Consider the following 23,153-nt stretch of genomic DNA (forward strand, 5'->3'; position numbering starts at 1 on the left):
GCGCCGGGTGCCGGATGGTCCCGGCGCGGCCCGAGGGGTTCAGGGCTGGCGGCCTAGAACTCCTCTTCCCACTTGGTCTGGGCCGCGGCGAGCGCGTCCTCCATGGACTGCTGACCGTCGAGGGCCTTCTGGAACTGCTCCCCGAAGTCCCGCATGAGCTGCTCGGCCACCGGCAGGCCGGTGAACTCGTTGGCCGGGTAGCCCGACTTGTAGATGTCGAACGCCGTGCTGAAGAGCTCGTCGTCCTTGACGAAGTCCGGCACCGAGGCCGTGTTGCCCGGGAAGGCGTTGGCCATCGTCGAGAGCTCGCTGTTGACGTCCTCGCTCATGAGGAACTCGACCAGCTTGAACGCCTCGGCCTTGTGCTCGGAGTTCTCGGCGATGCCGATGCCCCACGACGCGTACGGGATGCCGCGCTTGTCCGTGTACCCGTCCTCGGCCGGGATGGCCGAGATGCTGAACTTCAGGTCGGGGTTGGACTCGCGCAGGTCGGTCACGTGGGCGAGGGAGTCGATCATCATGCCGACCCGGCCGTTGGTGAACTCCTCGACCTTGTCCTGCTCCTTCATCGTGAAGGATCCCGGCGCGATCACGCCGTCGTCCCAGAGGCCCTGGATGTAGTCGGTCGCGCTGGTCACGGCCTTGTTGTCCGTCAGGGCGGGCTTGCCGTCCTTGAGCATGGAGCCGCCGGACGCCCACACCCACGACATGACGTCGTTCTGGATGCCGTTGGGCGCCTCGAGCGAGAGCGGGAGCACCCAGCCGTGCACGTTGTCGCCGAGCGCGGTGATCTTGGTCGCCGCGTCCGCGAACTCCGTGCGGTTGGTGGGGGGCGCCGTGACGCCCGCCTGGCTGAGCAGGTCGTCGTTGGTGAACATCGGGTAGACGAAGTTGACCACCGGGATCATGTAGGTCTTTGCGTCGACCTGCACCTGGCTGGCCAGCTGCGAGTCGTCGTAGCCGGAGTCCTTCATGACCGCCGTGAGGTCCGTGATCGCGCCCTGCTTGGCGAAGTCGCTGACCCAGGCTCCGTCGAGCCCGACGACGTCCGACATGGTGCCGGAGGCCGCGCCGGCCACGACCTGCTCCTTGGTCGAGGCGTACGGCCCCGACAGGAGCTCGACCTTGATGCCGGGGTTCTCCGCCTCGAACTTGTCCATCAGCTCGCGGAAGGCACCGTCGGGAAGCTCGGGTTCCCACCACTGGGAGAACTCGAGGGTGACGTCGCCGCCCGACTCCCCGTCCGAGCTCGAACCCCCGCCGCCGGAGCACGCCGCGAGCGCGAGTGCTGCGACACCGGTGAGTGCAATGAAGCGACCAACGTGAGCGCCCTTGCCCATGACTCTCCCCATCCTCGGATTCTGCCGCTTAGTGCGATTGTATGCGCACTTTTGCGGGTTTCCGTCAACGTAGACCCGTGGATGTGCGTCGTCAAGCGGTACTTGCGGTTCGCAATCACTCCGTGACCTAGCCGTTCCGTCGGGTCGCCCGGCGCCCGTGGCCTGCAATTTCGCTCTGAACTGGGCGGATGACCGGTTTCGTCGGCTTCGGAGGGCCCCGTGCGGGTGTGCCCGGAGTCCAACCTGTCGCACGCGGGTTCTCGCACAAACCCGCACGGCTGTGGTTCAGTACTCCCATGTCAGCGTCCACCGACGGCCAGCCGCGACGCCTCCCCGCGGGCCGCAAGGCCGACCTCGCGGCCTACGTGGCCGAGCAGGGCCAGGTCACCGTCGCCGATCTCGCGGAGCGCTTCGACGTCTCCCCCGACACCATCCGGCGCGACCTCGACGCGCTCGACGCGGACGGCGTCCTCATCCGGACGCACGGCGGCGCCATCAGCCCGCAGGCCGTCCCGCGGCCCGACACCGGCGTGGAGGTCCGGCTGCGCCTGCAGACGTCGGCCAAGGACCAGATCGGCGCCCTCGCGGCCGGCCTCGTGCAGGACGGCGCGGCGATCATGATCAATGCGGGCACGACGACTCTCGCGGTCGCGCGCCACCTCTCCGAGCACCGGGACCTGACGGTCGCGACGAACTCGCTGCGCATGCCGATGGAGATCAACCCGCTCGCGTTCCGCGACCTCTACGTGTTCGGCGGCGTGGTCCGGCTCAGCGCCCAGGGCACCGTCGGCGCCGTCGCCTTCCCCACCGAGAACGGGATCGACCGCAACATCCGCTGCGACCTCGCGCTCGTCGGCGTCGGTGCCGTGAGCGCCGAGGCCGGGTACTCCACCAGCAACCTCGGCGAGGCCGCCATGATGACCGCGATGATGGACCGCAGCGCGCGGGTCGCGGTCCTCGCCGACTCGACCAAGTTCGGCCGACGGTTGTTCGCGCAGATCGCCGAGCTGGGCCGAGCGGACTACCTGGTCACCGACGCCCCGCCGCCGCCCGACCTGGCCGCGGCGCTCGAGGCCGCGGGCGTCGAGGTCCTGGTCCCGCCCGCTGCCTGACCGAGGCTCGTCCGGTCGGTCAGCCTGCGCACTCCGTCTTCGGGCAGCCCTGCCACGTCGTGCAGAACCGGCAGACCCACTCGAGACCGCACAGCTCCGGCACCTGAGCATCGTGACGCCACGTCTGCGCCCGACGCACAGATCGTCCTGAGAAGTCGGCATCGCTCGGCCGCCGTCTGTGCACAAGTCGCTCGGCGACGCGGACGTCTTGGTTAGCGTCCCTCACCTGATACCGGATCGGCTTGGGGAGCAGGGTCATGGATGTCTCGCAGTCGAGTGGCGCGGAGACCGGGTTCACCGTCCAGGTGGACGAGCTCCGTGGTGCGTCGAACAGGCTGGCGGAGCTCGGCGACGCGCTCGACGACGTCCGACGCCGCGGCCTCATGAGCCATACCCCCAGGTGGGGCAGCGTCGAGGCGGTGGAGTCCGGGCGGCGCTTCCGTGATCGCTTCCACCACCTGCTGGCCGGCCTGACGAGCGAGGCGGACGACGCGAGCGTCCACCTGCGACAGACCGCGAGCGCCTACGAGCTGGTCGACGACAACGCGCGCACCGCGCTGCGACGCCTGGGCGAGGCGCTGTGACCGCGACCGTGTGGGCGCTGGACGGCACGCGCGACCCCGCTCGGCTCGTCCCGGGCAGCCCCGACGAGGTGCGGGCGGACGCCCTCGAGGCCGACGCGCAGGCGGCTGCCCTCGAGACCCTGACCGAGGACACCACGCGGTCGACCTCGACGCCCTCCTGGTCCGGAGCCGCCGCGGCCGGGTGGGCGCGGCGGCGCGATCAGCTGGTCCCCGTGCCGTCTGCGATCGCGGCGGCCTATCGCGCAGCGGCATCGGCACTCCGCGTCCACGCGAACGAGCTAGCCGGGGCGCAGGCCCGGGCGGCGCTGGCCGTCCGGCTCTGGGACGGCGACCCCACGTCGTGCTCCCCCGTCGACACCCGCGCGCTCGCGACGGCCGTCCTCGCGGAGGCGCGCTCTCGCGCCGCGGCGTCGGCGCGCACCCTCGACCACGTCCTCGACGACCTCGGCGCCGGCCTCCCCGACGGGCAGTTCCACGCCGATGCGTTCTTCGCCGGGGTCTGGGAGTGGGCGGAACGGCTCGGAGCGTCGGTCCTCGCGAACGACCCGATGCGGTCGGCCTACGACCCCGTCGGGTACTGGTCGCACCAGTACGAGCAGGCCCGCGGCGTCGTCGCGCTCGGCGGCGCCTTCGCTGACGACCCAGGCGGGACGGTCGGCGCGCTCGCCGACACCCGCACGCTGGACGACGACCCGGGCCGATGGTGGGGCGCACTGGCGCCGGACCTCGCACTCACCGTCGGCACCGCGGGTGCTGCCGGGCTCGCGGCGCGGTCGGCGGCCGTGAGCGGACGGGTGGCCGTCGTTAAGGAGCAGCCGCCGCTGGTGATCAAGGTCCTCGGCACCGAGCCCTCGCCGTACCTGCGCCCGAGCACCGCCGACAGCTGGGCCTGGCCGCACACGCTGGAACGGCACTTCGCCGACCACGCGGCCGACTTCGCGGCACGAAGCCCGGACGAGTATGCGCGCCTGGCGTCCGAGTTCTTCCAGCGTGCGGGAGCTGAGGGTCTGCCGACGCGCATCTCCGACAATGGCGTGATCCGCATCTACGACCCGTCCAGCAATACCTTCGGCGCATTCGACGCCGCAGGGCGGACGAAGACCTTCTACACGATCGCCAACGGTGACGGGCTGGCGTACTGGGGTCGACAGGATGGGATGCTCCTGCCATGACCTACGAGTGTCCTGCCTGCGGCTTTCCTGGTCTCCATGAGCCTCCGCGCACGCCAGGGAGCGGGGGGTCGTACGAGATCTGCCCGTCATGCGGCTTCGAGTTCGGATACACCGACGAGGTCCAGCACTACACGTACGAGTCCTGGCGCGAGCGCTGGATCGGCCGCGGCATGCCCTGGCGGTCGGCTGGAATCGAGGAGCCACCCGTCGGCTGGGACCCGCAGGAGCAGCTCCTCCGCGTCCAGCGGTAGTCGGTCGCGGCGAGCTGAGGCCGTCCGGGGCCGGCTCCGCCGCGAGGTGGGACGCATCGGGCGGTATCCCGGGGACGCGCGCGGGCTCCTATCGTGGTGAGCACCCGTCCGCCGAGCTCCGGAGATGGTCGTGACGTCGAACCCGGCCCCGTCGCAGCCGCCCGTGGGCGCGCGCCCCAACGGCGAGGTGATGGACCTCTACAAGCTCGCCGTGGAGATGGCGGACCGGGTGTCGGCGCGGCGCGGCGTCGCCAACAGCTTCTTCGTCGCCCTGCAGAGCGCGATCCTGGCGGCGCTCGGCTTCCTGTCCGACCGCGGCTCGGACCCGTGGGTGATGGTGGCCGTCTGCCTGTCCGGAGCCGTCACGTCGGCCACGTGGTTCTTGCTCCTGCGTAGCTACCGCACGCTGAACCGCGCGAAGTTCGCCGTCATCACGCACCTCGAGACCGAGCTGTCGCACCAGATCTTCGCCGACGAGTGGGACGCGCTGCGGCGCGACCCCATCACGCACTGGCAGCCGCGGTACGCCGAGCTGGGCACGGTCGAACGGGTGGTCCCCGTCGTGTTCCTGCTGATCAACGTGACGCTCGCCGTCTACCTGGCCACGTCATGACGTACCTGGACGAGGTCGCCGACGCCATCCGGGCCCACCTGCCCGGCGGGACCCGCGTGCCGCCGGACGCCGAGCCGCTGTTCCTCGCCTACGCGGTCCTCCTGCGCGCCAAGGGCGAGGACGTCACCGGGAGCGACGTGCACGACGCCTGGGTCGCGTGGATGACGCCGCGCGACGCGGACCACGAGGCGCTGCGGTCCTACGACGAGCTCCCCGCCGAGGTGCGCGCGCTGGACGAGCCCTTCCTGCGGGCGATCGTCGGTACCGCCCGGTCGATGCGGGAGCCGTCATGACGGTCCACGTGGTGTTCGACGTGCCGGCCCGCGGCGCCGGCAGGAGCTCGTCGGCGTCGGCGGCGAGCGTCGTCGGCGTGCTGCTCATGGGGCTCGGGATCGCGGGCGTCTGCGGCGTCGTGTCGGTGGTGGCGGTGGTCGCCGTCGTCGTCGCGCTGGGGTACGTCGCCGACTTCCTCAGCCGGCTCGACGTCAACCTGGCCTGGAGCGGCTCGGCCACGGTGGTGGACCCGCAGACGCTCGTGGGACCCGGGCTCCGGGTCGCGGCCGGCCTCGCGGCGTCCGCGGTCGTGCTCTGGCTCGGCCTGGTGCTGCTTCGTCGGCGGCGTCACGCCGTGCTGTTCCTGCGTCGCTTCGGGTACGACGACGCGACGCGCGTCGTCACCGCTGCGCTCGCCGTGCTCGGCCGGTCGTGGCGGGTGGTCACGCTCGACGACTCGGACGTGCAGGCGGTCGGCGCCCGCCGGTCCGGCGTGAGGACGTTCTCGCGCGCGGCATCGGAGCGGGTGGGCAAGGTCGTGGGCCGGCTGTCGGTGGTGACCTTCGTCGCCGTGGTGGGGACCCTCGCGTGGGCGGCGAACACCGTGGCCGACCCGGCCGAGCTCCTTCCCGGCGGCCTGCTCGACGGATCACCGCTGCGCATCGAGTCGCCCGCGCAGGTCGCGACGACGATCGTGCTGGTGTTCGTCGCGACGACGCTCGTCTTCGGCGTGCTCCGTCGGCTCCTCTTCCCTGCGTTCCTGCTCGCGAGACGTGTCGAGCGCAGCGCGCAGACGGCCGACGGTGCCGGGCGGCAGTCGGTGCAGGACGCGGACGACGTGGAGGCGGTCGGGACGCTGGTCGAGCGGATGTCCCGCCGGGTCTTCAGCCCTCAGCTCATGGTCGTCACCTCGACCAACGCGATGTGGCGCCGCGCCGTGAGCCGGTTGCTCGCCAGTACCGAGGTCACACTGGTGGACGTCTCCCGCCCGACCGAGAGCCTGTTGTGGGAGATCCGGGAGCTGTCGGAGAACGACGACGGCCGGTGCGTGTACATCGGCCACGTCGATCGTCTGGCGCGGTTCCTGCCCGACGTCGCCCGGACGGCCCCAGCCGGCTGGCACGTGCCGCAGTACGACGTGCTCGCGGCGGCCCCGACGTCGGTCATCGGCAAGATCGAGCGCGTGCTGGAGGGGCACGAGGTGCTGGCGTACAGCAGTGATCCGACGACCGTCGGCCAGTTCTCGCGCAGCCTCGAGCGGCACCTCTGGACAACCGTCGCGGCCCCGGCACCCGCGGCTCCGCAGGGTCGGCCGCGTGCGACGACGTCCTGACTCTCACGGCCCTCGGCCGGGGGGCCCGTGCCTGCCATGGGTCAGACGGTTCGCCGGAGGCCGGGGACGAGCGGGCCGGACGCGGCCGGTCGTGCACCGCGTCCGGCTCGAGGGGCTCGGGGTCAGCCGACGGAGACGGGCTCGCGCCGGTCGGCGGCGGGGCTGTCGACCGTGAGGTCGGCCTCGGCGTCGTCGTCCTCGAAGATGTCCTCGGCGGAGGCCGAGGCGTACCGGTCGAGGTCGAGGATCCCCTCGCGCTTGGCGACGATCGCCGGCACGAGAGCCTGCCCCGCGACGTTCACGGCGGTGCGGCCCATGTCGAGGATCGGGTCGATCGCGAGGAGCAGCCCGACGCCGGCGAGCGGCAGGCCGAGCGTCGAGAGCGTGAGCGTCAGCATGACGACGGCGCCGGTCAGCCCGGCGGTGGCCGCGGACCCGACGACGGACACGAACGCGATGAGCAGGTAGTCGGTGATCGAGAGGTCGATGCCGAACAGCTGCGCGACGAAGATCGCGGAGATCGCCGGGTAGATCGAGGCGCAGCCGTCCATCTTCGTCGTCGCCGCCAGCGGCACCGCGAACGAGGCGTAGGACCGCGGCACGCCGAGGTTCCGCTCGACCACGCGCTGAGTCACGGGCAGCGTCCCGACGGACGAGCGCGAGACGAACGCGAGCTGGATCGCCGGCCACGCGCCACGGAAGTAGCTGGCGACGCCGAGCCCGTTGGTCCGCAGGATCGCGGGGTAGACGACGAACAGCACGAGGGCGAGACCGACGTAGATCGCCACGGCGAACGACCCGAGCGGCGCCAGCAGGTCCCAGCCGTACGTCGCGACGGCGCGGCCGATGAGGCCCAGGGTGCCCAGCGGGGCGAGCCGGATGACCCACCACAGGACCTTCTGCACGATCGCGAGCGCCGAGCGCGTGAACGCCAGGAACGGCTGGGCCGCGGCGCCGCTGCGCAGGGCCGCGATGCCGACGACGATCGCGATGACCACGATCTGCAGGACGTTGAACGAGATTGACGTCGACAGCGCGCCGTCATGGTCCGCCGTGCTCGCGCCGAGACCGAGGAAATTGCCCGGGATCAGGCCGTTGAGGAAGTCGAGCCAGCTGCCCGTCACGCCGACCTCGGACCCGGCCTCGGGGCTCAGGGTCGAGTTGTTGCCGGGCTGGAACAGCAGGCCGAGCCCGATGCCGATCGCGACGGAGATCGCCGCGGTGATCGCGAACCAGAGCAGCGTCTGCCAGGCGAGCCGGGCCGCGTTGGTCACCTGCTGGAGGTTGGCGATCGACGTGACGATGGCGAGGAAGACGAGCGGCGGCACGATCGCCTTGAGCAGGGTCACGAACGACGAGCCGATGGTGTCCAGCGTCGTGGTCAGCCAGTTCGGATCGCCCGACGCGGTCGGGCCCATCTGGAGGGCGATCCAGCCGAGGAGGACGCCGAGGCCCAGGCCGAGGAGGACCTGGACGGAGAAGGACGGGAGGCGCAGCCGGCGCTTCGGCTGCGTGGAGGTGTCAGACACAAGAAGCCTTTCGGGGCGCGCCTCGGTCAGGCGCGCGGGTCACGACGAGGGAGGGACGGGCATCCGACCGCTGTTCGGAGCGGCGGAGCCGGGGCGGTTCAGCGACCGTGGACGGGACGACAGAGCGCGCTGGCGACTCGGTGCAGGTCGACGGCGAGGCGCTCGGTCAGGTTCCACGTGCTCACGCGGGGGTACTCCCTGGTTCGGTGACAGCTGACTCCGGGCGCAACACAGGCGGCGACGCAGATGCTTCCCGATCGCGTACGAGAGAGACGTCACACCCGGGCAGGCCGGTCACCTCGCGCGGTCGAGCACCCGCTCCGCGTGCCGCAGGATCGGCCCGTCGACCATCTGCCCGTCCCACCGGAACACCCCGCGCTGACCGGCCGCGGCCTCCAGCAGCGCCCGCGCCCACGCGACCTCGGCCTCGTCGGGCCGGTACGCCGCGCGGATCACCGCGACCTGCGACGGGTGGATGCACGCCGTCGCGGCGAACCCGCTGGCCGCGGCGTCGGCGGCCTCGGCCGCGAGGCCGTCGACGTCCCCGATGTCCAGGTGCACGGCGTCGATCGCGGCCTTGCCGAACGCCCCCGCGGCCAGCAGCACCGTCGAGCGCGCGTGGGCGGCCACCGACCGGTACGCGCCCGACGGCCCGCGGCTCGACGTCCCGCCCAGCGAGGCGACAAGGTCCTCGGCGCCCCACATCAGGCCGACGACGTTCGGTTCGGCGGCGATCGCCGCGGCGTTGACGACGCCGGCCGCCGTCTCGACCAGCGCGATCACGTCGTAGCGGGCTAGCGGGCGGACGTCGTCGGCCGACGCGGTCTTGGCCAGCATGACGGTCCGGTACGGCGTCGCCATGAGGGCGCGGAGGTCCTCGCAGAGGTCGTCGGTGCCAGCGGGATTGAGCCGGACGATCGTGCGCCGGGGGTCGAGGGGCAGGTCGCTGAGGCTGAACCGGGCGGCCGCCTTGGCGTCGGCCGACACCGCGTCCTCGAGGTCGAGGATCACGGCGTCGGCCCGGTCCGCGGCCTTCTCGTAGCGCTCGGGCCGGTCGGCGGGGCAGAAGAGCAGCGCCGGGCCCATCGCGAAGTCGGTCACGGCGCGGCCTCCCGGCACCAGAACAGCACCGAGCGCGTGGCCGTGGCGACGACGACCTCGTCCTGGTTCTTGCCGGTGTGCTTCAGCGTGACCACCCCCTGGCCGGGCCGCGACGCGGAGAGCCGCTTCTCGAGGACGACCGTCTCGGAGTAGAGCGTGTCCCCGTGGAACAGCGGGTGGGGGAACGCCACGTCGGTGAACCCGAGATTGGCGACGATCGTGCCTTGCGTGAGCTGGTCGACCGAGCTGCCGACCAGCACCGCCAGGGTCATCATCGAGTTCACCAGCCGCTGCCCGAACGGCTGCCCGGCCGACCAGGCGGCGTCGAGGTGCAGGGCCTGGCCGTTCATGGTCAGCGTGCTGAACAGCACGTTGTCCGCCTCCGTCAGGGTGCGCCCCGGCCGGTGCAGGTACCGCGTGTCCAGCTCGAGCTCCTCGTAGTAGAGCCCGCGCTGCTCGACGTCCCGGCTCACGGCGCCACCTCTCTGCTCATCGCGACGCCCCGGCGAACCCCAGCTCGCGCGCGATGACCATGAGCTGGACCTCCGTCGTGCCCTCGCCGATCTCCAGGATCTTGGAGTCGCGGTAGTGCCGCGCCACGGGGTTCTCGTTCATCACGCCGTTGCCGCCGAAGATCTGCGTCGCGTCGCGGGCGTTGTCCATCGCCGCCTCGCTGCCGATCATCTTGGCCAGGCTGGCCTCGAGCTTGAACGACCGACCCGCGACGAGGCGGTTCGCGGCGTCGTACCAGGCCAGCCGCGCGGAGTGCACGCGGGCCTCCATGCGGGCGATCGTGAACGCGATGTGCTGGTTCTCGCCGATCGCGTGGCCGAAGACGTTGCGGGTCTTGGCGTAACGCATGGCCTCGTCGAGGCAGCCCTGGGCGGCACCCGTGCACAGCGCGGCGAACGCCACACGTCCCTCGTCGAGGGTCTGGATGAACGACGCGAAGCCCCGGCCGCGCTCCCCCAGCAGGTTGGCCTCGGGCACGCGGACGTCCTCGAAGCGCAGCGGGTGCGTGTCGGAGGTGTGCCAGCCGACCTTGTCGTAGGCCGGCAGGACCGTGAAGCCGGGCGTGCCGCTGGGCACCAGGATCGCCGTGAGCTCCTTCTTCACGGAGCCGTCGGCGCGGACCGTCTCCCCGGTCACCGCCGTGATGGTGACCAGCCGCGTGATCTTGGTGCCGGAGTTGGTGATGAACTGCTTGGTGCCGTTGATGACCCACTGGCCGTCGTCGAGAACGGCCGTGGTCTTGGTCCCCGCCGCGTCCGAGCCGGCGTCGGCCTCCGTCAGCCCGAAGGCGGCGAGCGCGGTGCCCTGCGCGAGCATCGGCAGCCACTCCTGCTTCTGCGCCTCGGTCCCGCTGCGGAACACCGGCATCGCCCCGAGCCCGACGCCGGCCTCGAGGGTGACGGCGATGGACTGGTCGACGCGCGCCAGCTGCTCGACCGCCAGGCAGAGGTCGACGTAGTCCCGGCCCTGGCCGCCGTACTCCTTGGGGAAGGGCAGGCCGAAGAGCCCCATCTCGCCCATCTGGCCGATGATCTCGTAGGGCAGCTCTCGCAGCGTGTCGTACTTGTAGGCCGCGGGGGCGACGACGGTGTCCGCGAACTCGCGCACCTCGTCGCTCAGTCGCTGCTGCTCAGGAGTCAGTCCGTAGCTCATGCCGGATCCCTTCGTGGGGGTGGACGGTGATGGTGGCGACCACGCGGTCGAGGGCCACCTGCTCGGCCGGTCGGACCGAGAGCGTGACGACGCCGTCGCAGGGCGCGGCGATCCGGTGCTCCATCTTCATGGCCTCGATCGTCAGCAGGACCTGGCCGACGACCACGTCGTCGCCGGTCGCCACGTCGATCGAGACGACGGTGCCGGGCATCGGGGAACGGACCTCCGGGTCCACCGGGCGCGTGCCGCGGGCGCGCGTGGCCAGCTCGTCGGCCAGCCGCTCGACGCGGCTCCGGAAGCGGAGCTCGAACGCCGACCCGCGGTCGCCCACCCAGGTGACGGGCCCGTCCGCCGCGAGGCGCAGCCGGTGCAGGACGCCGTCGATCTCGACGGCCCCGGGCCCGACGAGCGCGGCCGTGACCGGCGGCTCGTCGCCCACCGTGACCGTCGAGCCCAGCACGGAGACCTCGACGCCGCCGACGTCGTGGCGGACCGCACGGGGGTCGCCCAGGCGCCAGCCGTCGGAGCGCCAGGCGCCGGTCTCGGAGGCGTCGTGCCGCGACAGCGCGGCCGCGACGTACGCCGCGACGGGAGGGGTCCGCGGGGTCAGCCCCGGGATCAGCCGCCCGAGCAGGCCGGTGTCGAGCCGGCCCTCCCGGACGTCGGGGTCCGCAAGGACCTGGCGGAGGAACTCGATGTTGGTCCGGACGCCGAGCACGGTCGTCCGCGACAGCGCGCCGTCCAGCCGCGCGATGGCCTCGGCGCGCGKGGGCGCCCACGCGATCACCTTCGCGAGCATCGGGTCGTACGCGGACCCGATCTCCAGCCCCTCGACCAGCGCGCTGTCGACCCGGATGCCCTCCCCGCCGGGCTCGTCGAGCAGGAGCACGGTCCCGGTGGACGGCAGGAACTCGCGCGACGGGTCCTCGGCGTAGACGCGCGCCTCGACCGCGTGGCCCGTGAGCACCACGTCGTCCTGCGCGACGGTCAGCCGCTCGCCGGCGGCGATCCGCAGCTGCCACTCCACCAGGTCGAGCCCGGTGACCAGCTCGGTGACCGGGTGCTCCACCTGCAGCCGCGTGTTCATCTCCATGAAGAAGAACTCCGTCGGCGCCTCGTCGGACACCAGGAACTCGACCGTCCCCGCGCCGACGTAGCCGACGCTGCGCGCGACGTCGCACGCCGCGGCCCCGATGCGGGCGCGGGTGGACTCGTCGAGCAGCGGCGACGGCGCCTCCTCGATGACCTTCTGGTGCCGGCGCTGCAGGGAGCACTCGCGCTCGCCGAGGTGGATCACGTGCTCGAAGCCGTCGGCCAGCAGCTGGACCTCGATGTGCCGCGGGGTCCGGACCAGGCGCTCGAGCAGCAGGGTGTCGTCGCCGAAGGCCGCCGCGGCCACGCGCCGCGCCCCGGCGAGTGCGTCGGCAAGGTCGTCCGCCCGCTCGACGACCACCATCCCCTTGCCGCCCCCGCCCGCCGAGGGCTTGACCAGCACCGGGTAGCCCACGCGAGCGGCGGACTCGGCGTCGACCACCGACGAGCCGGGGATCACCGGGACACCGGCGGACGACACGTGCTCCTTGGCGCGGATCTTGTCGCCCATGACCTCGAGCGCCTTGACGCCGGGGCCGACGAACGCGATGCCGGCTGCCTCGCACGCCCGCGCGAGGTCCGCGTTCTCCGAGAGGAAGCCGTAGCCGGGGTGGATCGCCTCCGTGCCGGTCGCGACGGCGGCGGCCAGCACGGCGTCGATGGAGAGGTAGCTGTCGATCCGCACGGCGTCGTCGGCCAGCGCGACGTGCTTGGCGCCGCGGTCGGCGTCGGTGTACACCGCCACGGAGCGGATCCCGAGCCGGCGCAGGGTCGCGACGACCCGGCTGGCGATCTCGCCACGGTTGGCCACGAGGACGGTCCGGAACATGGCACTCACATCCGGAACAGGCCGAGGCGCGGCTCGCCCAGCGGCACCGTGGCGCAGACGTCGAGGGCCATGCCGAGGACGCGGCGGGTGTCGGCGGGGTCGATGATCCCGTCGTCCCACAGGCGCGCGGTCGCGTAGTACGGGCTGCCCTGCGTCTCGTACTGCTCGCGCAGCGGCGCCTTGAAGGCCTCCTCGTCGTCGGCCGACCAGGTCTCGCCGCGGCCCTCCAGCTGCTCGCGGCGGACCGTGGCCAGCACCGACGACGCCTGCGGGCCGCCCATGACCGAGATCCGGCTCGCGGGCCACATCCACAGGAACCGCGGCGAGTACGCGCGTCCGCACATCGAGTAGTTGCCGGCCCCGAACGAGCCACCGATCACCACGGTCAGCTTGGGGACGCGGGTCGTCGCGACGGCGGTGACCATCTTCGCGCCGTGCTTCGCGATGCCGCCCGCCTCGTAGTCCCGGCCGACCATGAACCCGTTGACGTTCTGCAGGAACACCAGCGGGATGCCGCGCTGGTCGCAGAGCTCGATGAAGTGCGCGCCCTTGAGCGCGGACTCGCTGAACAGCACCCCGTTGTTGGCGACGATGCCGACGGGGTGCCCGTGCAGGCGCGCGAACCCGGTGACCAGCGTGGTGCCGTACTCGCGCTTGAACTCGTGCAGCTCGCTGCCGTCGACCAGGCGCGCGATGACCTCGCGCACGTCGTACGGGGTGAGCAGGTCGGTGGGGACCACGCCGTACAGCTGGCTCTCGTCCACCTTGGGCGGTCGGCTCTCGTGGACCTCCCACGCAGTCGTGGTCGGGACCGGCAGGGTCGCGACGATGTCCCGCACGATCTGCAGCGCGTGCGCATCGTTCTCCGCCAGGTGGTCCGTGACTCCCGACCGCCGCGAGTGCAGCTCGCCGCCGCCGAGGTCCTCCGCGGTCACCACCTCGCCGGTCGCCGCCTTCACCAGCGGCGGTCCGCCCAGGAAGATCGTCCCCTGGTCGCGCACGATCACGGTCTCGTCGCTCATCGCCGGCACGTACGCGCCGCCGGCGGTGCACGAGCCCATCACGCAGGCGATCTGCGGGATGCCCTCCGCGGACATGCGCGCCTGGTTGAAGAAGATGCGGCCGAAATGGTCGCGGTCCGGGAACACCTCGTCCTGCTTGGGCAGGAACGCGCCACCCGAGTCGACGAGGTAGATGCAGGGCAGCCGGTTCTCGAGCGCGATCTCCTGGGCTCGCAGGTGCTTCTTGACGGTCAGCGGGTAGTAGGTGCCGCCCTTCACGGTCGCGTCGTTGGACAGGACCATGACGTGCCGGCCGTGCACCAGGCCGATGCCCGCGATCACCCCGGCGCCGGGCGCCTCGCCGTCGTAGAGCTCGTAGGCCGCCAGCGGGGCGACCTCCAGGAACGGGCTGCCGTCGTCCAGCAGCACGTCGATCCGCTCGCGCGGCAGCAGCTTGCCGCGCGTCACGTGCCGCTCCCGGGACCGCTCGGGTCCGCCCAGCGCGGCGGTGCGCAGCCGGTCGTCCAGCTCCGCGACGAGGGCGCGCTGGGACTCGTCGTTCGCCAGGAACGTGGCCGCGGCGGGGTCGGCCGTGGTGGTGAGCATCTCCATCGACGCGGTCTCCAAGGGATGGCTGGAGAGGACAACTCAGTTAGGGATCGCTAACTGAAATGAGGCTACAGTTCTCGCACGCCCTTGTCCACGAAGGAGCCCCGATGGCCGACGTGCTGGAGACCCTGCCGACCGCCCGCGGCCGCGCCAAGGCCGAGCGCCGCGACGCGCTCCTCTCGTCGGCCGCGCAGCTGTTCGCCAGCCGCGGCTTCGACGGCGTGTCCATCGAGGACCTCGGCTCGTCGGTCGGGATCAGCGGGCCGGCGGTGTACCGGCACTTCGCCAGCAAGCAGGCCGTGCTCGCCGCGCTCCTCGTCGGCGTCAGCGAAGGTCTGCTCGCGGGGGGTCGGACCGTCGTGGCCGACGCCGGCGACGACGAGTCGGCCCTCGCCGCGCTCGTCCGGTTCCACGCCGACTTCGCGCTGCGCGACCCCGACGTCATCCGCGTGCAGGACCGCGACCTCGCCGCCCTCTCCCCGCAGGACCGCGAGTCGGTGCGTGACCTGCAGCGACGCTACGTCGACGTCTGGGTCGACGTGCTCAGCCGACTCAGCCCGACGACCGAGCGCGCCGAGCTGCGGCTGCGCGCGCAGGCCACGTTCGGGCTGCTCAACTCGACGCCGCACAGCGCCCGGTCGGTGACCGTGGCGCGGACCCGGGCGCTGCTGGAGGAGATGGCGCTGGCCGCGCTGGGGCGGTAGCGCGCGACCGCACACCCTTGCCACTCTCCCCAGTGAACGGCTCTCGTCTTTCCACAGGTCACCGCCGGTGTGTCAGTAGCCAGTCGTACACTTGTTCGAAGACGGATCGGTTGAGTACCGGTGGTGGGAGGTGGCGACGATGACAGCGGTGTTGGATGCCCCGGTGCGCGACGAGGTCATGGCGCGGGCCTCGGGTGTCGGGGTTGATCGGCGCCCGACCGCGACGCTCGCCGCCACCCCGCGCGATACCAACGCGCCCGGGCCGCAGGTCACCGATCCCGCAGCCTCAGCGATGTCAGCTACCCACCCGCCGTTGGTGTGGGCGGACTCGGGGCGCGCGTCTCGCCTCGATGCGGCGCCGGCGCCTGGTCCGGGTGTGCGGGTGGTGGATCTGGCTGCCGTGGACGTCCCGGTCTCGGGCGTTGCTGTGGAGGACCTCGTTTCGTTGCTCGCGTCGGTGCCGGTCGCGGACGTGTCGGGTGCGGCGCTGGTGAACGCCATCGCGGCCTCGCAGCAGGCGGTCGCGATGCTCCAGGCTCTGCAGGGCCGGTTCGTGCGCGAGCTGGCGGACCGCACCCCGATGGACACCCTGGAACGGGTCTCCGACGAGGTCGCCTGCGCCCTGGTGTGCACCCGGCGCCTGGGTCAGGACCTGGTCCTGCGCGCCACCCACACCAGCACTTACCCCGTGCTGGGTGACGCGTGGGCGGCCGGTCGGATCGAGGCGCGCAAGATCGACGTGATCCTGGCCGAGATCCACACGGGCGGTGCCGGTCTGGACCGCGACGTCGTCGACCGGGTGGTCGCCGACGCCGTGAACCACGCCGCCGAGCTGACCGCCCCGCAGCTGACCCGGCACGTACGGGCCGTGCTGCTCGCGGTCAACCCCGACGTGCCGGAGAAGCGGCGCCGGGCCGAACGCGAGCGGCGCGGCGTGTTCCTCGAGCTGGCGCCCGATGCGATGGCCCGCCTGATCGCCTACCTGCCCGCAGCCGAGGCCACCGCGGCGTTCACCGCGATCGACGCCCTGGCCGGCAACGCCGCCGTGGACGGGGATGACCGGACAGTCGATCAGCGGCGCGCGGACGCATTCAGTGACATCTTCACCGGGATCCTGGACCGGCAGGCCACCCCCGACGGCACCCCCCTGCCCACCCGGCACGGGCAGCGCGCCGCCCTGCAGGTCAACGTCGCCGCGTCCACCCTGCTCGGCCTCGACGACAACCCAGGGTTCCTCGGCTCCTACGGGCCGATCCCGGCCCAGGTGGCTCGCGAGCTCGCCCAGGACGCCACCTGGCGGCGCGTGCTGACCGACCCGGCCACCGGGCAGGTCTGCTCCGTGGGCACCCAGTCCTACCGGCCCGGTGCGGACCTGACCCGCACGGTGCAAGCCCGCGACGTCACGTGCACCTTCCCCGGGTGCCGGCAGCCGGCCACCCGGTGCGAGCTCGACCACCGCATCCCGTTCGACCACGACCGCACCACGACCGACCAGGGTCACGACGCGCAAACGTGCGAGGCGAACCTGCACGCGCTGTGCAAGCACCACCACCAAGCCAAGACGAAGGGCTGGTGGCAGGTCACCTACAACCCCACCACTGGGGTCTCGACCTGGACCGACCGGCACGGGCTGACCTACGCGCGCAGCCCGGTCCTGGTCCTGGTCCCACCCGACGCCCTCGAGCACCGACCCCCGCCGCCCGACATCGGCGACCCACCCTTCTGAGCCTGCATGACGGCCGCGCGATGCTTGCGTGGAGCGCCGACCTCGCGCGTGACGCTGCGGCACGCCCGGACCTCATCGAGCACTCCCCGGCACGCCGCGGCTTGATGATCCCGACAGCGACGCGTTTGTCGACGGGCACGCGCTGCCCTCGACCGTGCCCGTGAGGCGAAGGACCGGAGGATGCGGCTGCCGTCGACCGATCAGCCTCTAGGCCCCGGCGTGGCGCTGAGATCGGCCGGCATCGGCGGGCGACGGTCCGCCGGGCCGTCCTCGGGCGGGACGTCGTAGGGTCGAACGGTGAGCGTGCGAGACGCGGACAGGGCTCCTCTGCGGGCCGAGGAGCTCGAGGTGTTCGAGGCGCTGCGGCCGCGCCTCGAGGCCATCGCCTATCGCCTGCTCGGGTCCGCCTCGGAGGCCGAGGACGCGGCGCAGGAGACGTTCCTGCGGTGGGAGGCCGCCGATCGCGACCAGGTCCGCGTGCCCGCCGCCTGGCTCACCCGGGTGCTGACCAACCTGTGCCTGACGCAGCTGCAGTCGGCGCGGGCGCGGCGCGAGGTCTACGTGGGCGAGTGGCTCCCGGAGCCGCTGCTCGCCGGCGACCCGATGCTCGGCCCGGCGGACACCGCCGAGCAGCGGGAGTCCGTGTCGACCGCCGTCCTCGTGCTCATGGAGCGCCTGACCCCGAACGAGCGGGCCGTCTACGTGCTGCGCGAGGCGTTCTCCTACTCGCACGCCGAGATCGCCGAGCTGCTCGACATCACCGAGGCGAGCAGCCAGCAGACCTTCCACCGCGCCAAGGAGCACATGGCCACGGAGAAGGTCCGCACCGAGGTGGACGAGGCGGCCGCGCGGCAGGTGGTCGAGGAGTTCCTGGTGGCCGCCACGAGCGGGAAGACCGAGCCGCTCCTGCGGCTGCTGACCGCCGACGCGACGGGGGTCGGTGACGGTGGCGGATACGTCCCGGCGCGCGCGAAGCCGTTCTTCGGCGCGGCGGCCGTCGCGCAGTTCCTGCGCGGACTGTTCCGGCCCGCCGACGCCAAGCGCGCGCTCATCGGCGGGAGCCCGGACTTCTACGCCTGGACCGCGAACGGCGGCCCCGCGCTGGTCGCGGTGGTCGGCGACCGGCTCGTCGGCGTCATGAGCCTGGAGGCGACCGATGACGGCATCGCCGCGGTGCGCTCGCAGGTCAACCCCGACAAGCTCGGGCGCGCGGCACGCCGGTGGGCGGAGTCGGACCACGGGGAGCCGTTGCTCAGCGGCTGGTGAGTGACGAGCGTCACATCACGCACCTGTCAGGGATCGGGTCGGCGTCCAGTTCAGGAGGCACACCGATCCACGACAGGAGCGACTCATGAAGCACCGCATCGTCATCCTCGGAGCCGGGTACGCCGGGGCCTCCGCCGCCGGTCGACTGGCCCGCCGCCTGCACCCCGACGACGTCGAGATCACCCTGGTCAACGCCGAGCCGGACTTCGTGGAGCGGGTCCGCATGCACCAGCTGGCGACGGGACAGGACCTGCGCCCGCGGCCGCTGGACGGCATGTTCGCCGGCACGGGCGTCGCCGTGCGCGTCGCCCGCGTCACGTCCGTCGACGTCGGCGGCAGGACGGTCGCGCTCGAGGGTGCCGACGAGCTCCGCTACGACACCCTCGTGTACGCGCTGGGCAGCGCCCGGGACGACCACGGCGTGCGCGGCGTCTTCGAGCACGCGGACGAGGTCGCGAGCCGGTCCGGCGCGCGACGGCTGAACGACCGGCTGCGGGCTCTGTCCCCGGGTGGGCGCGTGCTCGTGGTCGGCGGCGGGCTGACGGGCATCGAGGCGGCCAGCGAGATCGCCGAGTCCTTCGCGGGCCTCGAGGTCGCCCTCGCGGCGCGGGCCGGGTTCGGCGACTGGCTCTCGCCGCAGGGCGAGAAGCACCTGCGCGGCACCTTCGACCGACTCGGAATCACGGTCCACGAGCACACCGGCGTCGCGAGCGTCGGCCCCACGGGGGTCGTCACGGACGAGGGCGAGAGGATCCCTGCGGACATCACGGTCTGGGCGGCCGGCTTCGCGGTGCACCCGATCGCCGCCGCGTCGTCGCTGGCGGTCACCGACCGCGGGCAGATCCTCGTCGACGAGACCATGCGGTCCGTCTCCCACCCCGACGTCTACGCGGTGGGCGACGCCGCCCTGGCGCACGGCCCGGTCGGAAACTCGCTGCGCATGTCGTGCGCCTCCGGCATCCCGATGTCGTGGCAGGCCGCGGACTCGATCGTCGCGCGCCTCACCGGCGGCAGGCTCCCCCGCACGCCGCTGGGCTACGTGCACCAGTGCATCAGCCTCGGGCGCCGCGACGGGCTCATCCAGCTGGTCACGTCGGACGACCGCGCCCGGTCCTTCGCTCCCGGCGGGCGCCTGGCCGCGCGGTACAAGGAGCTCGTCTGCGCGGGCGCCGCGCTCATGGTCGCCCACCCCGTGCCGTACCCGGCCCGGCGGCGGCGCGCGGTGACGGGGGTGGCGGCGACGATCGCGGCCGCGGCCCGCTAGGCCCGACGGATCGAGCCGGCGCGGKACGACTCGTCGTCCCGCGCCGGCGCGGTCACACCATGCTCAGCACCGACCCCGGTCGGGCGAGGACCGCGCCGACGTCCGTGAGGAAGTGGGCCGCCTCGGCGCCGTCGACGAGGCGGTGGTCGAAGGAGACGCTCAGGGTCATGACGTGCCGGAGCGCGATCTCGTCCCGGAACTCCCACGGCTGCCGACGGATCGCGCCCATCGCCAGGATCGCCGCCTGACCGGGCACCAGGATCGGCGTCCCGGTGTCGACGCCGAGCACCCCGATGTTGGTGATCGTGATCGTCCCGCCGGCCAGGTCGGCGGGCGTCGTGGTGCCCGCTCGGGCGGCCTCGGTCAGCGTGCCGATCGCGTCGGCCAGCTCGGGCAGCCGGAGCCCGTCGGCGTCCTTGACGCTCGGCACCAGCAGCCCACGCTGGGTCGCCGCGGCGATGCCGAGGTTCACGTACCCGTACTCGACGATCTCGCCCGCGGCGTCGTCCCAGTGCGCGTTGAGCGACGGGTTGCGGTGGACGGCGAGCGTCACCGCCTTGGCGACGACCGTGAGGATCGAGATCCGGTGCCCGGCCAGCGCGCGGTCGGCCCGGAACTGCTCCAGCAGCTCCAGGGTCGGCGTGACGTCCACGGTCAGCGACGTCGACGCGTGCGGGGCGGTGAACGCGCTCGATACCATCGCCGCGGCGGTCTGCTTGCGGACGCCGGCCACGGGCCTGCGCACCTCGCGGGCCGATCCGGAGACGGGTCCGCGCGCGGCCGGGGCCGCGGTCGTCCTGCTGGCCGGCCGGCTCACCGTCGCGGCGCGGGCCTCGGACCGGTCGACCACCGGGGCGGAGCCGGCTCCCGACACCACGTGCAGAACGTCCTCGCGCGTGATCATGCCGTCCTTGCCGGAGCCCTCCATCCGGTTGAGGTCGACGCCGAGGTCGTGCGCCAGCTTGCGGACCGGCGGGAGCACCTTGGGACCGACGCGACGGGCCGCGAGCGCCACGGCCGCGGCGTCGTCGGCGATCGCGTGCGCCGCCACCCAGTCCGCCGACCTCGACCGCCGGCGCGGGCGTGCCCCGGTCTCGGCCAGCGGCCCGTACCCGACGAGGACCGCCGTCCGCGCGGGCGCGGCGCTCGCCGCAGGCGCCAGGGGTTCGACTGTCGGCTCGTCGCTCTCCGCCTCCGAGGTCTCGGCCTGCGCGACCGTCTCGACGACGGCCTCGGTGTCCTCAGAAGGCGTCGACGACGTCGGTGCCGGGCTGGGCGTCGCGGCCTCGCCGACACTGCTCGACTCCGCGACCGTGATCGTCAGCAGCGGTGTCCCGACCGGCACCGTGGCGCCGGCCTCGACCAGCAGCTCGGCGACCACCCCGGCGTACGGCGACGGCAGCTGGACCAGCGCCTTCGCGGTCTCCACCTCGGCGACCACCTGGTTGAGCTCGACGGTGTCGCCCACGGCGACCGTCCACTCGACCAGGTCGGACTCGGTCAGGCCCTCGCCCAGGTCCGGCAGCGTGATCGTCTGGATCATGACGCCCTCCATCCGGTCAGGGAGTGCTGTCTGCCCATCACGCGGTCGACGGCGTCGAGCATCCGGTCGAGGTCGGGCAGGAAGTGGTCCTCGACCTTCGCCGCGGGGTACGGGGTGTCGAAGCCGGTGACCCGCACGGGTGCCGCCTTGAGCACGTCGAAGCAGCGGTCGGTGATGCTCGCCGCCACCTCGGCGCCCAGGCCGCCGTTCTGCTGGGCCTCGTGCGTGATCACCAGGCGGCCGGTCTTGCGCACGGACACCTCGAGGGTGTCGAGGTCGAGGGGCGACAGCGAGCGCAGGTCCACCACCTCGACGGACAGCCCGTCGTCCAGGGCCGCGAGCGCGGCGTCCCGGGCGGTCACGACGAGGGGGCCGTAGGCGGCCAGCGTGACGTCGGACCCCTCGACGACGACGCGCGCCCGGTCCAGCGGCAGCGCGCCGGCAAGGGACTCGTCGACCTCGCCCTTGACCCAGTAGCGACGCTTCGGCTCGAAGAACACCACCGGGTCGTCGCACGCGATCGCCTGGCGGATCATCGTGTGGGCGTCCTGCGGGTTCGCGCAGGTCACCACGCGCAGGCCAGGCGTGTGGGCGAAGTAGGCCTCGGGCGACTCGGAGTGGTGCTCGACCGCGCCGATGCCGCCGCCGTACGGGATCCGGACCGTGATCGGCATCCGCACCGCGCCGCCGGTCCGGTAGTGGATGCGGGCCACCTGCGTGACCAGCTGGTCGACGGCCGGGTAGACGAAGCCGTCGAACTGGATCTCGACGACCGGCCGGTACCCCCGGTACGCCAGCCCGACGGCGACGCCCATGATCCCGGCCTCGGCCAGCGGGGTGTCCATCACGCGGTCGGCGCCGAAGTCGCGCTGCAGGCCGTCGGTCACGCGGAACACTCCCCCGAGCGTGCCGATGTCCTCGCCGAGCAGCACCACGTTCGGGTCGTCGTCGAGCGCGTGCCGCAGGCCGGAGTTCAGCGCCCCGGCCATCGTCATCGTGGCCATCAGCCCTCACCCCCCTCGAACATCTCGAGGTAGGCGGCGTACTGGCTGCGCTGGCGTTCGAGCGCCGCTGTCCGTTCGACGAACACGTGGTCGAAGACGCTCATCGGGTCGGGGTTGGGCAGTCCGTAGCAGCCCTCGCGCATCGCCGTCGCGAACGCGTCGGCCTTCGCCTTGATCTCGGCCGCGCGCTCGTCGGACAGCGCACCGTGCGCCAGCAGGAGGCGCTCGAGCCGTGCGATCGGGTCCTTCGCGGCCCACTCCGCCTTGTCCGACGGGTCGACGTAGCGCGTCGGGTCGTCCGACGTGGTGTGCGGGCCCATGCGGTACGTGACCGCCTCGATGAACGTGGGGCCGTCGCCACGACGCGCGCGGTCGAGGGCGACGCGCGTGGCCGCCAGGACCGCGAGGACGTCGTTGCCGTCGACCCGGATGCTGGGGATGCCCATGCCGGGCGCGCGGTCGGCGATCGGGCGCTGCGCCTGCAGGCCGACCGGCTCCGAGATGGCCCACTGGTTGTTCTGGCAGAAGAAGACGACCGGCGCCTGGAAGCTCGCGGCGAAGACCATCGCCTCGTGCACGTCGCCCTTGCTCGTCGCACCGTCGCCGAAGTACGCGACGACGGCCGAGTCGGCGCCGTCCTTGACGCACCCGAGCGCGTACCCGGTGGCGTGCAGGGTCTGCGAGCCGATCATCACCTGCGGCGTCGCCATGCCGATGCTCCGCGGGTCCCAGCCGGCCAGGGCCGTCCCGCGCCAGACGCGCACGAGGTCGGTGGGCTGCGCCCCGCGGCAGTACGCGACGCCGTTCTCGCGGTAGCTGGTGAACACGAAGTCGTCGGTGCGCAGCGCGCGGGCCGAGCCGATCTGCGCGGCCTCCTGGCCCAGGAGCGGCGGCCACAGGCCCAGCTGCCCCTGCCGCTGGAGCGCGACGGCCTCGGTGTCGAAGCGGCGGACGACCACCATGTCCTCGTAGAGCTGGGTCAGCTGCTCGTCGTCGACGTCGGCGACCACCGGGTCGTGCACGGGGTCTTCGCGACGGACGCCCTCCGGCGTCACGAGCTGGACGAGATCGTCGGTTCGGGGCTGTGTCGTGGTCCGGGTACGACTGACTGACACATCTGTACGCAACATGTTTCGCTCCGT

21 protein-coding genes are annotated in these 23,153 nt (G+C 72.5%); 10 read left to right on the forward strand and 11 right to left on the reverse strand.

Annotation, left to right across the window (positions count from 1 at the left end):
• Window positions 1-53: 53 nt before the first annotated feature.
• On the reverse strand, window positions 54-1,352 hold the full coding sequence (locus tag AC1DT4_RS00210) for an ABC transporter substrate-binding protein (protein WP_477087748.1): 1,299 nt from the start codon (window positions 1,350-1,352) through the stop codon (window positions 54-56).
• 284 nt (window positions 1,353-1,636) lie between these two features.
• Here AC1DT4_RS00210 and AC1DT4_RS00215 point away from each other — a divergent pair, with 284 nt between their 5' ends.
• The 6 genes from AC1DT4_RS00215 to AC1DT4_RS00240 all read left to right on the forward strand — a co-directional run bounded on the left by AC1DT4_RS00215 (window position 1,637) and on the right by AC1DT4_RS00240 (window position 6,678).
• On the forward strand, window positions 1,637-2,452 hold the full coding sequence (locus tag AC1DT4_RS00215; RefSeq protein ID WP_477087749.1) for a DeoR/GlpR family DNA-binding transcription regulator: 816 nt from the start codon (window positions 1,637-1,639) through the stop codon (window positions 2,450-2,452).
• A 257-nt stretch (window positions 2,453-2,709) separates the two neighbouring features.
• Entirely contained in the window at window positions 2,710-3,036 is a 327-nt protein-coding gene (locus AC1DT4_RS00220) for a hypothetical protein (RefSeq protein ID WP_477087750.1), read from the forward strand.
• Complete coding sequence (locus tag AC1DT4_RS00225) at window positions 3,033-4,208, forward strand: putative T7SS-secreted protein (protein ID WP_477087751.1); 1,176 nt, start codon at window positions 3,033-3,035, stop codon at window positions 4,206-4,208. Before AC1DT4_RS00220 ends, AC1DT4_RS00225 begins: the two co-directional genes overlap by 4 nt.
• A 381-nt stretch (window positions 4,209-4,589) precedes the next feature.
• Complete coding sequence (locus tag AC1DT4_RS00230) at window positions 4,590-5,072, forward strand: RipA family octameric membrane protein (protein ID WP_477087752.1); 483 nt, start codon at window positions 4,590-4,592, stop codon at window positions 5,070-5,072.
• A complete protein-coding gene (locus AC1DT4_RS00235) occupies window positions 5,069-5,365 on the forward strand; it encodes a DUF7701 domain-containing protein (protein ID WP_477087753.1) in 297 nt (98 codons plus the stop codon). The genes AC1DT4_RS00230 and AC1DT4_RS00235 overlap by 4 nt, the downstream gene beginning before the upstream one ends.
• Window positions 5,362-6,678, forward strand: coding sequence for a hypothetical protein (locus AC1DT4_RS00240; RefSeq protein ID WP_477087754.1), 1,317 nt, complete (start codon window positions 5,362-5,364; stop codon window positions 6,676-6,678). Before AC1DT4_RS00235 ends, AC1DT4_RS00240 begins: the two co-directional genes overlap by 4 nt.
• Window positions 6,679-6,800: 122 nt before the next feature.
• Here AC1DT4_RS00240 and AC1DT4_RS00245 read toward each other — a convergent pair whose 3' ends face one another.
• The 7 genes from AC1DT4_RS00245 to AC1DT4_RS00275 form a co-directional block, all read right to left on the reverse strand.
• The gene (locus AC1DT4_RS00245; RefSeq protein ID WP_477087755.1) at window positions 6,801-8,207 is read right to left on the reverse strand and encodes a dicarboxylate/amino acid:cation symporter; all 1,407 of its coding nucleotides are present in this window, start codon (window positions 8,205-8,207) and stop codon (window positions 6,801-6,803) included.
• 98 nt (window positions 8,208-8,305) lie between these two features.
• On the reverse strand, window positions 8,306-8,392 hold the full coding sequence (locus AC1DT4_RS00250; RefSeq protein WP_477087985.1) for a putative leader peptide: 87 nt from the start codon (window positions 8,390-8,392) through the stop codon (window positions 8,306-8,308).
• A 109-nt stretch (window positions 8,393-8,501) separates the two neighbouring features.
• On the reverse strand, window positions 8,502-9,293 hold the full coding sequence (locus AC1DT4_RS00255; RefSeq protein ID WP_477087986.1) for an HpcH/HpaI aldolase/citrate lyase family protein: 792 nt from the start codon (window positions 9,291-9,293) through the stop codon (window positions 8,502-8,504).
• A gap of 11 nt (window positions 9,294-9,304) precedes the next feature.
• Window positions 9,305-9,781, reverse strand: a complete 477-nt coding sequence (locus AC1DT4_RS00260) for a MaoC family dehydratase (protein ID WP_477087756.1) — start codon at window positions 9,779-9,781, stop codon at window positions 9,305-9,307.
• A gap of 16 nt (window positions 9,782-9,797) precedes the next feature.
• Complete coding sequence (locus AC1DT4_RS00265) at window positions 9,798-10,973, reverse strand: acyl-CoA dehydrogenase family protein (RefSeq protein ID WP_477087757.1); 1,176 nt, start codon at window positions 10,971-10,973, stop codon at window positions 9,798-9,800.
• On the reverse strand, window positions 10,951-12,894 hold the full coding sequence (locus AC1DT4_RS00270) for an acetyl/propionyl/methylcrotonyl-CoA carboxylase subunit alpha (RefSeq protein ID WP_477087758.1): 1,944 nt from the start codon (window positions 12,892-12,894) through the stop codon (window positions 10,951-10,953). The genes AC1DT4_RS00265 and AC1DT4_RS00270 overlap by 23 nt, the downstream gene beginning before the upstream one ends.
• A 5-nt stretch (window positions 12,895-12,899) precedes the next feature.
• Window positions 12,900-14,507, reverse strand: a complete 1,608-nt coding sequence (locus AC1DT4_RS00275; RefSeq protein ID WP_477087759.1) for a carboxyl transferase domain-containing protein — start codon at window positions 14,505-14,507, stop codon at window positions 12,900-12,902.
• A gap of 104 nt (window positions 14,508-14,611) precedes the next feature.
• Between AC1DT4_RS00275 and AC1DT4_RS00280 the strand changes: the two genes are divergently transcribed.
• From AC1DT4_RS00280 to AC1DT4_RS00295, 4 genes are all read left to right on the forward strand, one after another.
• Window positions 14,612-15,208 carry an SACE_7040 family transcriptional regulator gene (locus tag AC1DT4_RS00280; protein ID WP_477087760.1) on the forward strand — a complete coding sequence of 199 codons (597 nt, stop codon included), beginning with the start codon at window positions 14,612-14,614 and terminating at the stop codon, window positions 15,206-15,208.
• A gap of 382 nt (window positions 15,209-15,590) precedes the next feature.
• Window positions 15,591-16,934 (forward strand): HNH endonuclease signature motif containing protein, encoded by a 1,344-nt coding sequence (locus tag AC1DT4_RS00285; RefSeq protein WP_477087761.1) that lies wholly within the window; start codon window positions 15,591-15,593, stop codon window positions 16,932-16,934.
• A 297-nt stretch (window positions 16,935-17,231) separates the two neighbouring features.
• Window positions 17,232-18,200, forward strand: a complete 969-nt coding sequence (sigJ, locus tag AC1DT4_RS00290) for an RNA polymerase sigma factor SigJ (protein ID WP_477087762.1) — start codon at window positions 17,232-17,234, stop codon at window positions 18,198-18,200.
• Between the two features lie 85 nt (window positions 18,201-18,285).
• Window positions 18,286-19,464 (forward strand): NAD(P)/FAD-dependent oxidoreductase, encoded by a 1,179-nt coding sequence (locus AC1DT4_RS00295; protein WP_477087763.1) that lies wholly within the window; start codon window positions 18,286-18,288, stop codon window positions 19,462-19,464.
• Between the two features lie 52 nt (window positions 19,465-19,516).
• Here AC1DT4_RS00295 and AC1DT4_RS00300 read toward each other — a convergent pair whose 3' ends face one another.
• From AC1DT4_RS00300 to pdhA, 3 genes are read right to left on the reverse strand one after another with little or no spacing between them, the layout of a single operon-like run.
• Window positions 19,517-21,007, reverse strand: a complete 1,491-nt coding sequence (locus tag AC1DT4_RS00300) for a dihydrolipoamide acetyltransferase family protein (protein WP_477087764.1) — start codon at window positions 21,005-21,007, stop codon at window positions 19,517-19,519.
• Window positions 21,004-22,011 (reverse strand): alpha-ketoacid dehydrogenase subunit beta, encoded by a 1,008-nt coding sequence (locus AC1DT4_RS00305; protein ID WP_477087765.1) that lies wholly within the window; start codon window positions 22,009-22,011, stop codon window positions 21,004-21,006. The genes AC1DT4_RS00300 and AC1DT4_RS00305 overlap by 4 nt, the downstream gene beginning before the upstream one ends.
• Window positions 22,011-23,141 carry a pyruvate dehydrogenase (acetyl-transferring) E1 component subunit alpha gene (gene pdhA, locus AC1DT4_RS00310; protein WP_477087766.1) on the reverse strand — a complete coding sequence of 377 codons (1,131 nt, stop codon included), beginning with the start codon at window positions 23,139-23,141 and terminating at the stop codon, window positions 22,011-22,013. Before pdhA ends, AC1DT4_RS00305 begins: the two co-directional genes overlap by 1 nt.
• Between the last annotated feature and the right edge of the window lie 12 nt (window positions 23,142-23,153).

Source organism: Cellulomonas sp. P4_D11 (assembly GCF_056401915.1).

Coding starts and splice junctions, on each gene's coding strand:
- AC1DT4_RS00300 (WP_477087764.1), bottom strand. CDS start 21,007: ATGATCCAGACGATCACGCTGCCGGACCTGGGCGAGGGCCTGACCGAG.
- AC1DT4_RS00275 (WP_477087759.1), bottom strand. CDS start 14,507: ATGGAGATGCTCACCACCACGGCCGACCCCGCCGCGGCCACGTTCCTG.
- AC1DT4_RS00265 (WP_477087757.1), bottom strand. CDS start 10,973: ATGAGCTACGGACTGACTCCTGAGCAGCAGCGACTGAGCGACGAGGTG.
- AC1DT4_RS00220 (WP_477087750.1), top strand. CDS start 2,710: ATGGATGTCTCGCAGTCGAGTGGCGCGGAGACCGGGTTCACCGTCCAG.
- AC1DT4_RS00235 (WP_477087753.1), top strand. CDS start 5,069: ATGACGTACCTGGACGAGGTCGCCGACGCCATCCGGGCCCACCTGCCC.
- AC1DT4_RS00215 (WP_477087749.1), top strand. CDS start 1,637: ATGTCAGCGTCCACCGACGGCCAGCCGCGACGCCTCCCCGCGGGCCGC.
- AC1DT4_RS00255 (WP_477087986.1), bottom strand. CDS start 9,293: ATGGGCCCGGCGCTGCTCTTCTGCCCCGCCGACCGGCCCGAGCGCTAC.
- pdhA (WP_477087766.1), bottom strand. CDS start 23,141: ATGTTGCGTACAGATGTGTCAGTCAGTCGTACCCGGACCACGACACAG.
- AC1DT4_RS00240 (WP_477087754.1), top strand. CDS start 5,362: ATGACGGTCCACGTGGTGTTCGACGTGCCGGCCCGCGGCGCCGGCAGG.
- AC1DT4_RS00210 (WP_477087748.1), bottom strand. CDS start 1,352: ATGGGGAGAGTCATGGGCAAGGGCGCTCACGTTGGTCGCTTCATTGCA.
- AC1DT4_RS00305 (WP_477087765.1), bottom strand. CDS start 22,011: ATGGCCACGATGACGATGGCCGGGGCGCTGAACTCCGGCCTGCGGCAC.
- AC1DT4_RS00295 (WP_477087763.1), top strand. CDS start 18,286: ATGAAGCACCGCATCGTCATCCTCGGAGCCGGGTACGCCGGGGCCTCC.
- AC1DT4_RS00280 (WP_477087760.1), top strand. CDS start 14,612: ATGGCCGACGTGCTGGAGACCCTGCCGACCGCCCGCGGCCGCGCCAAG.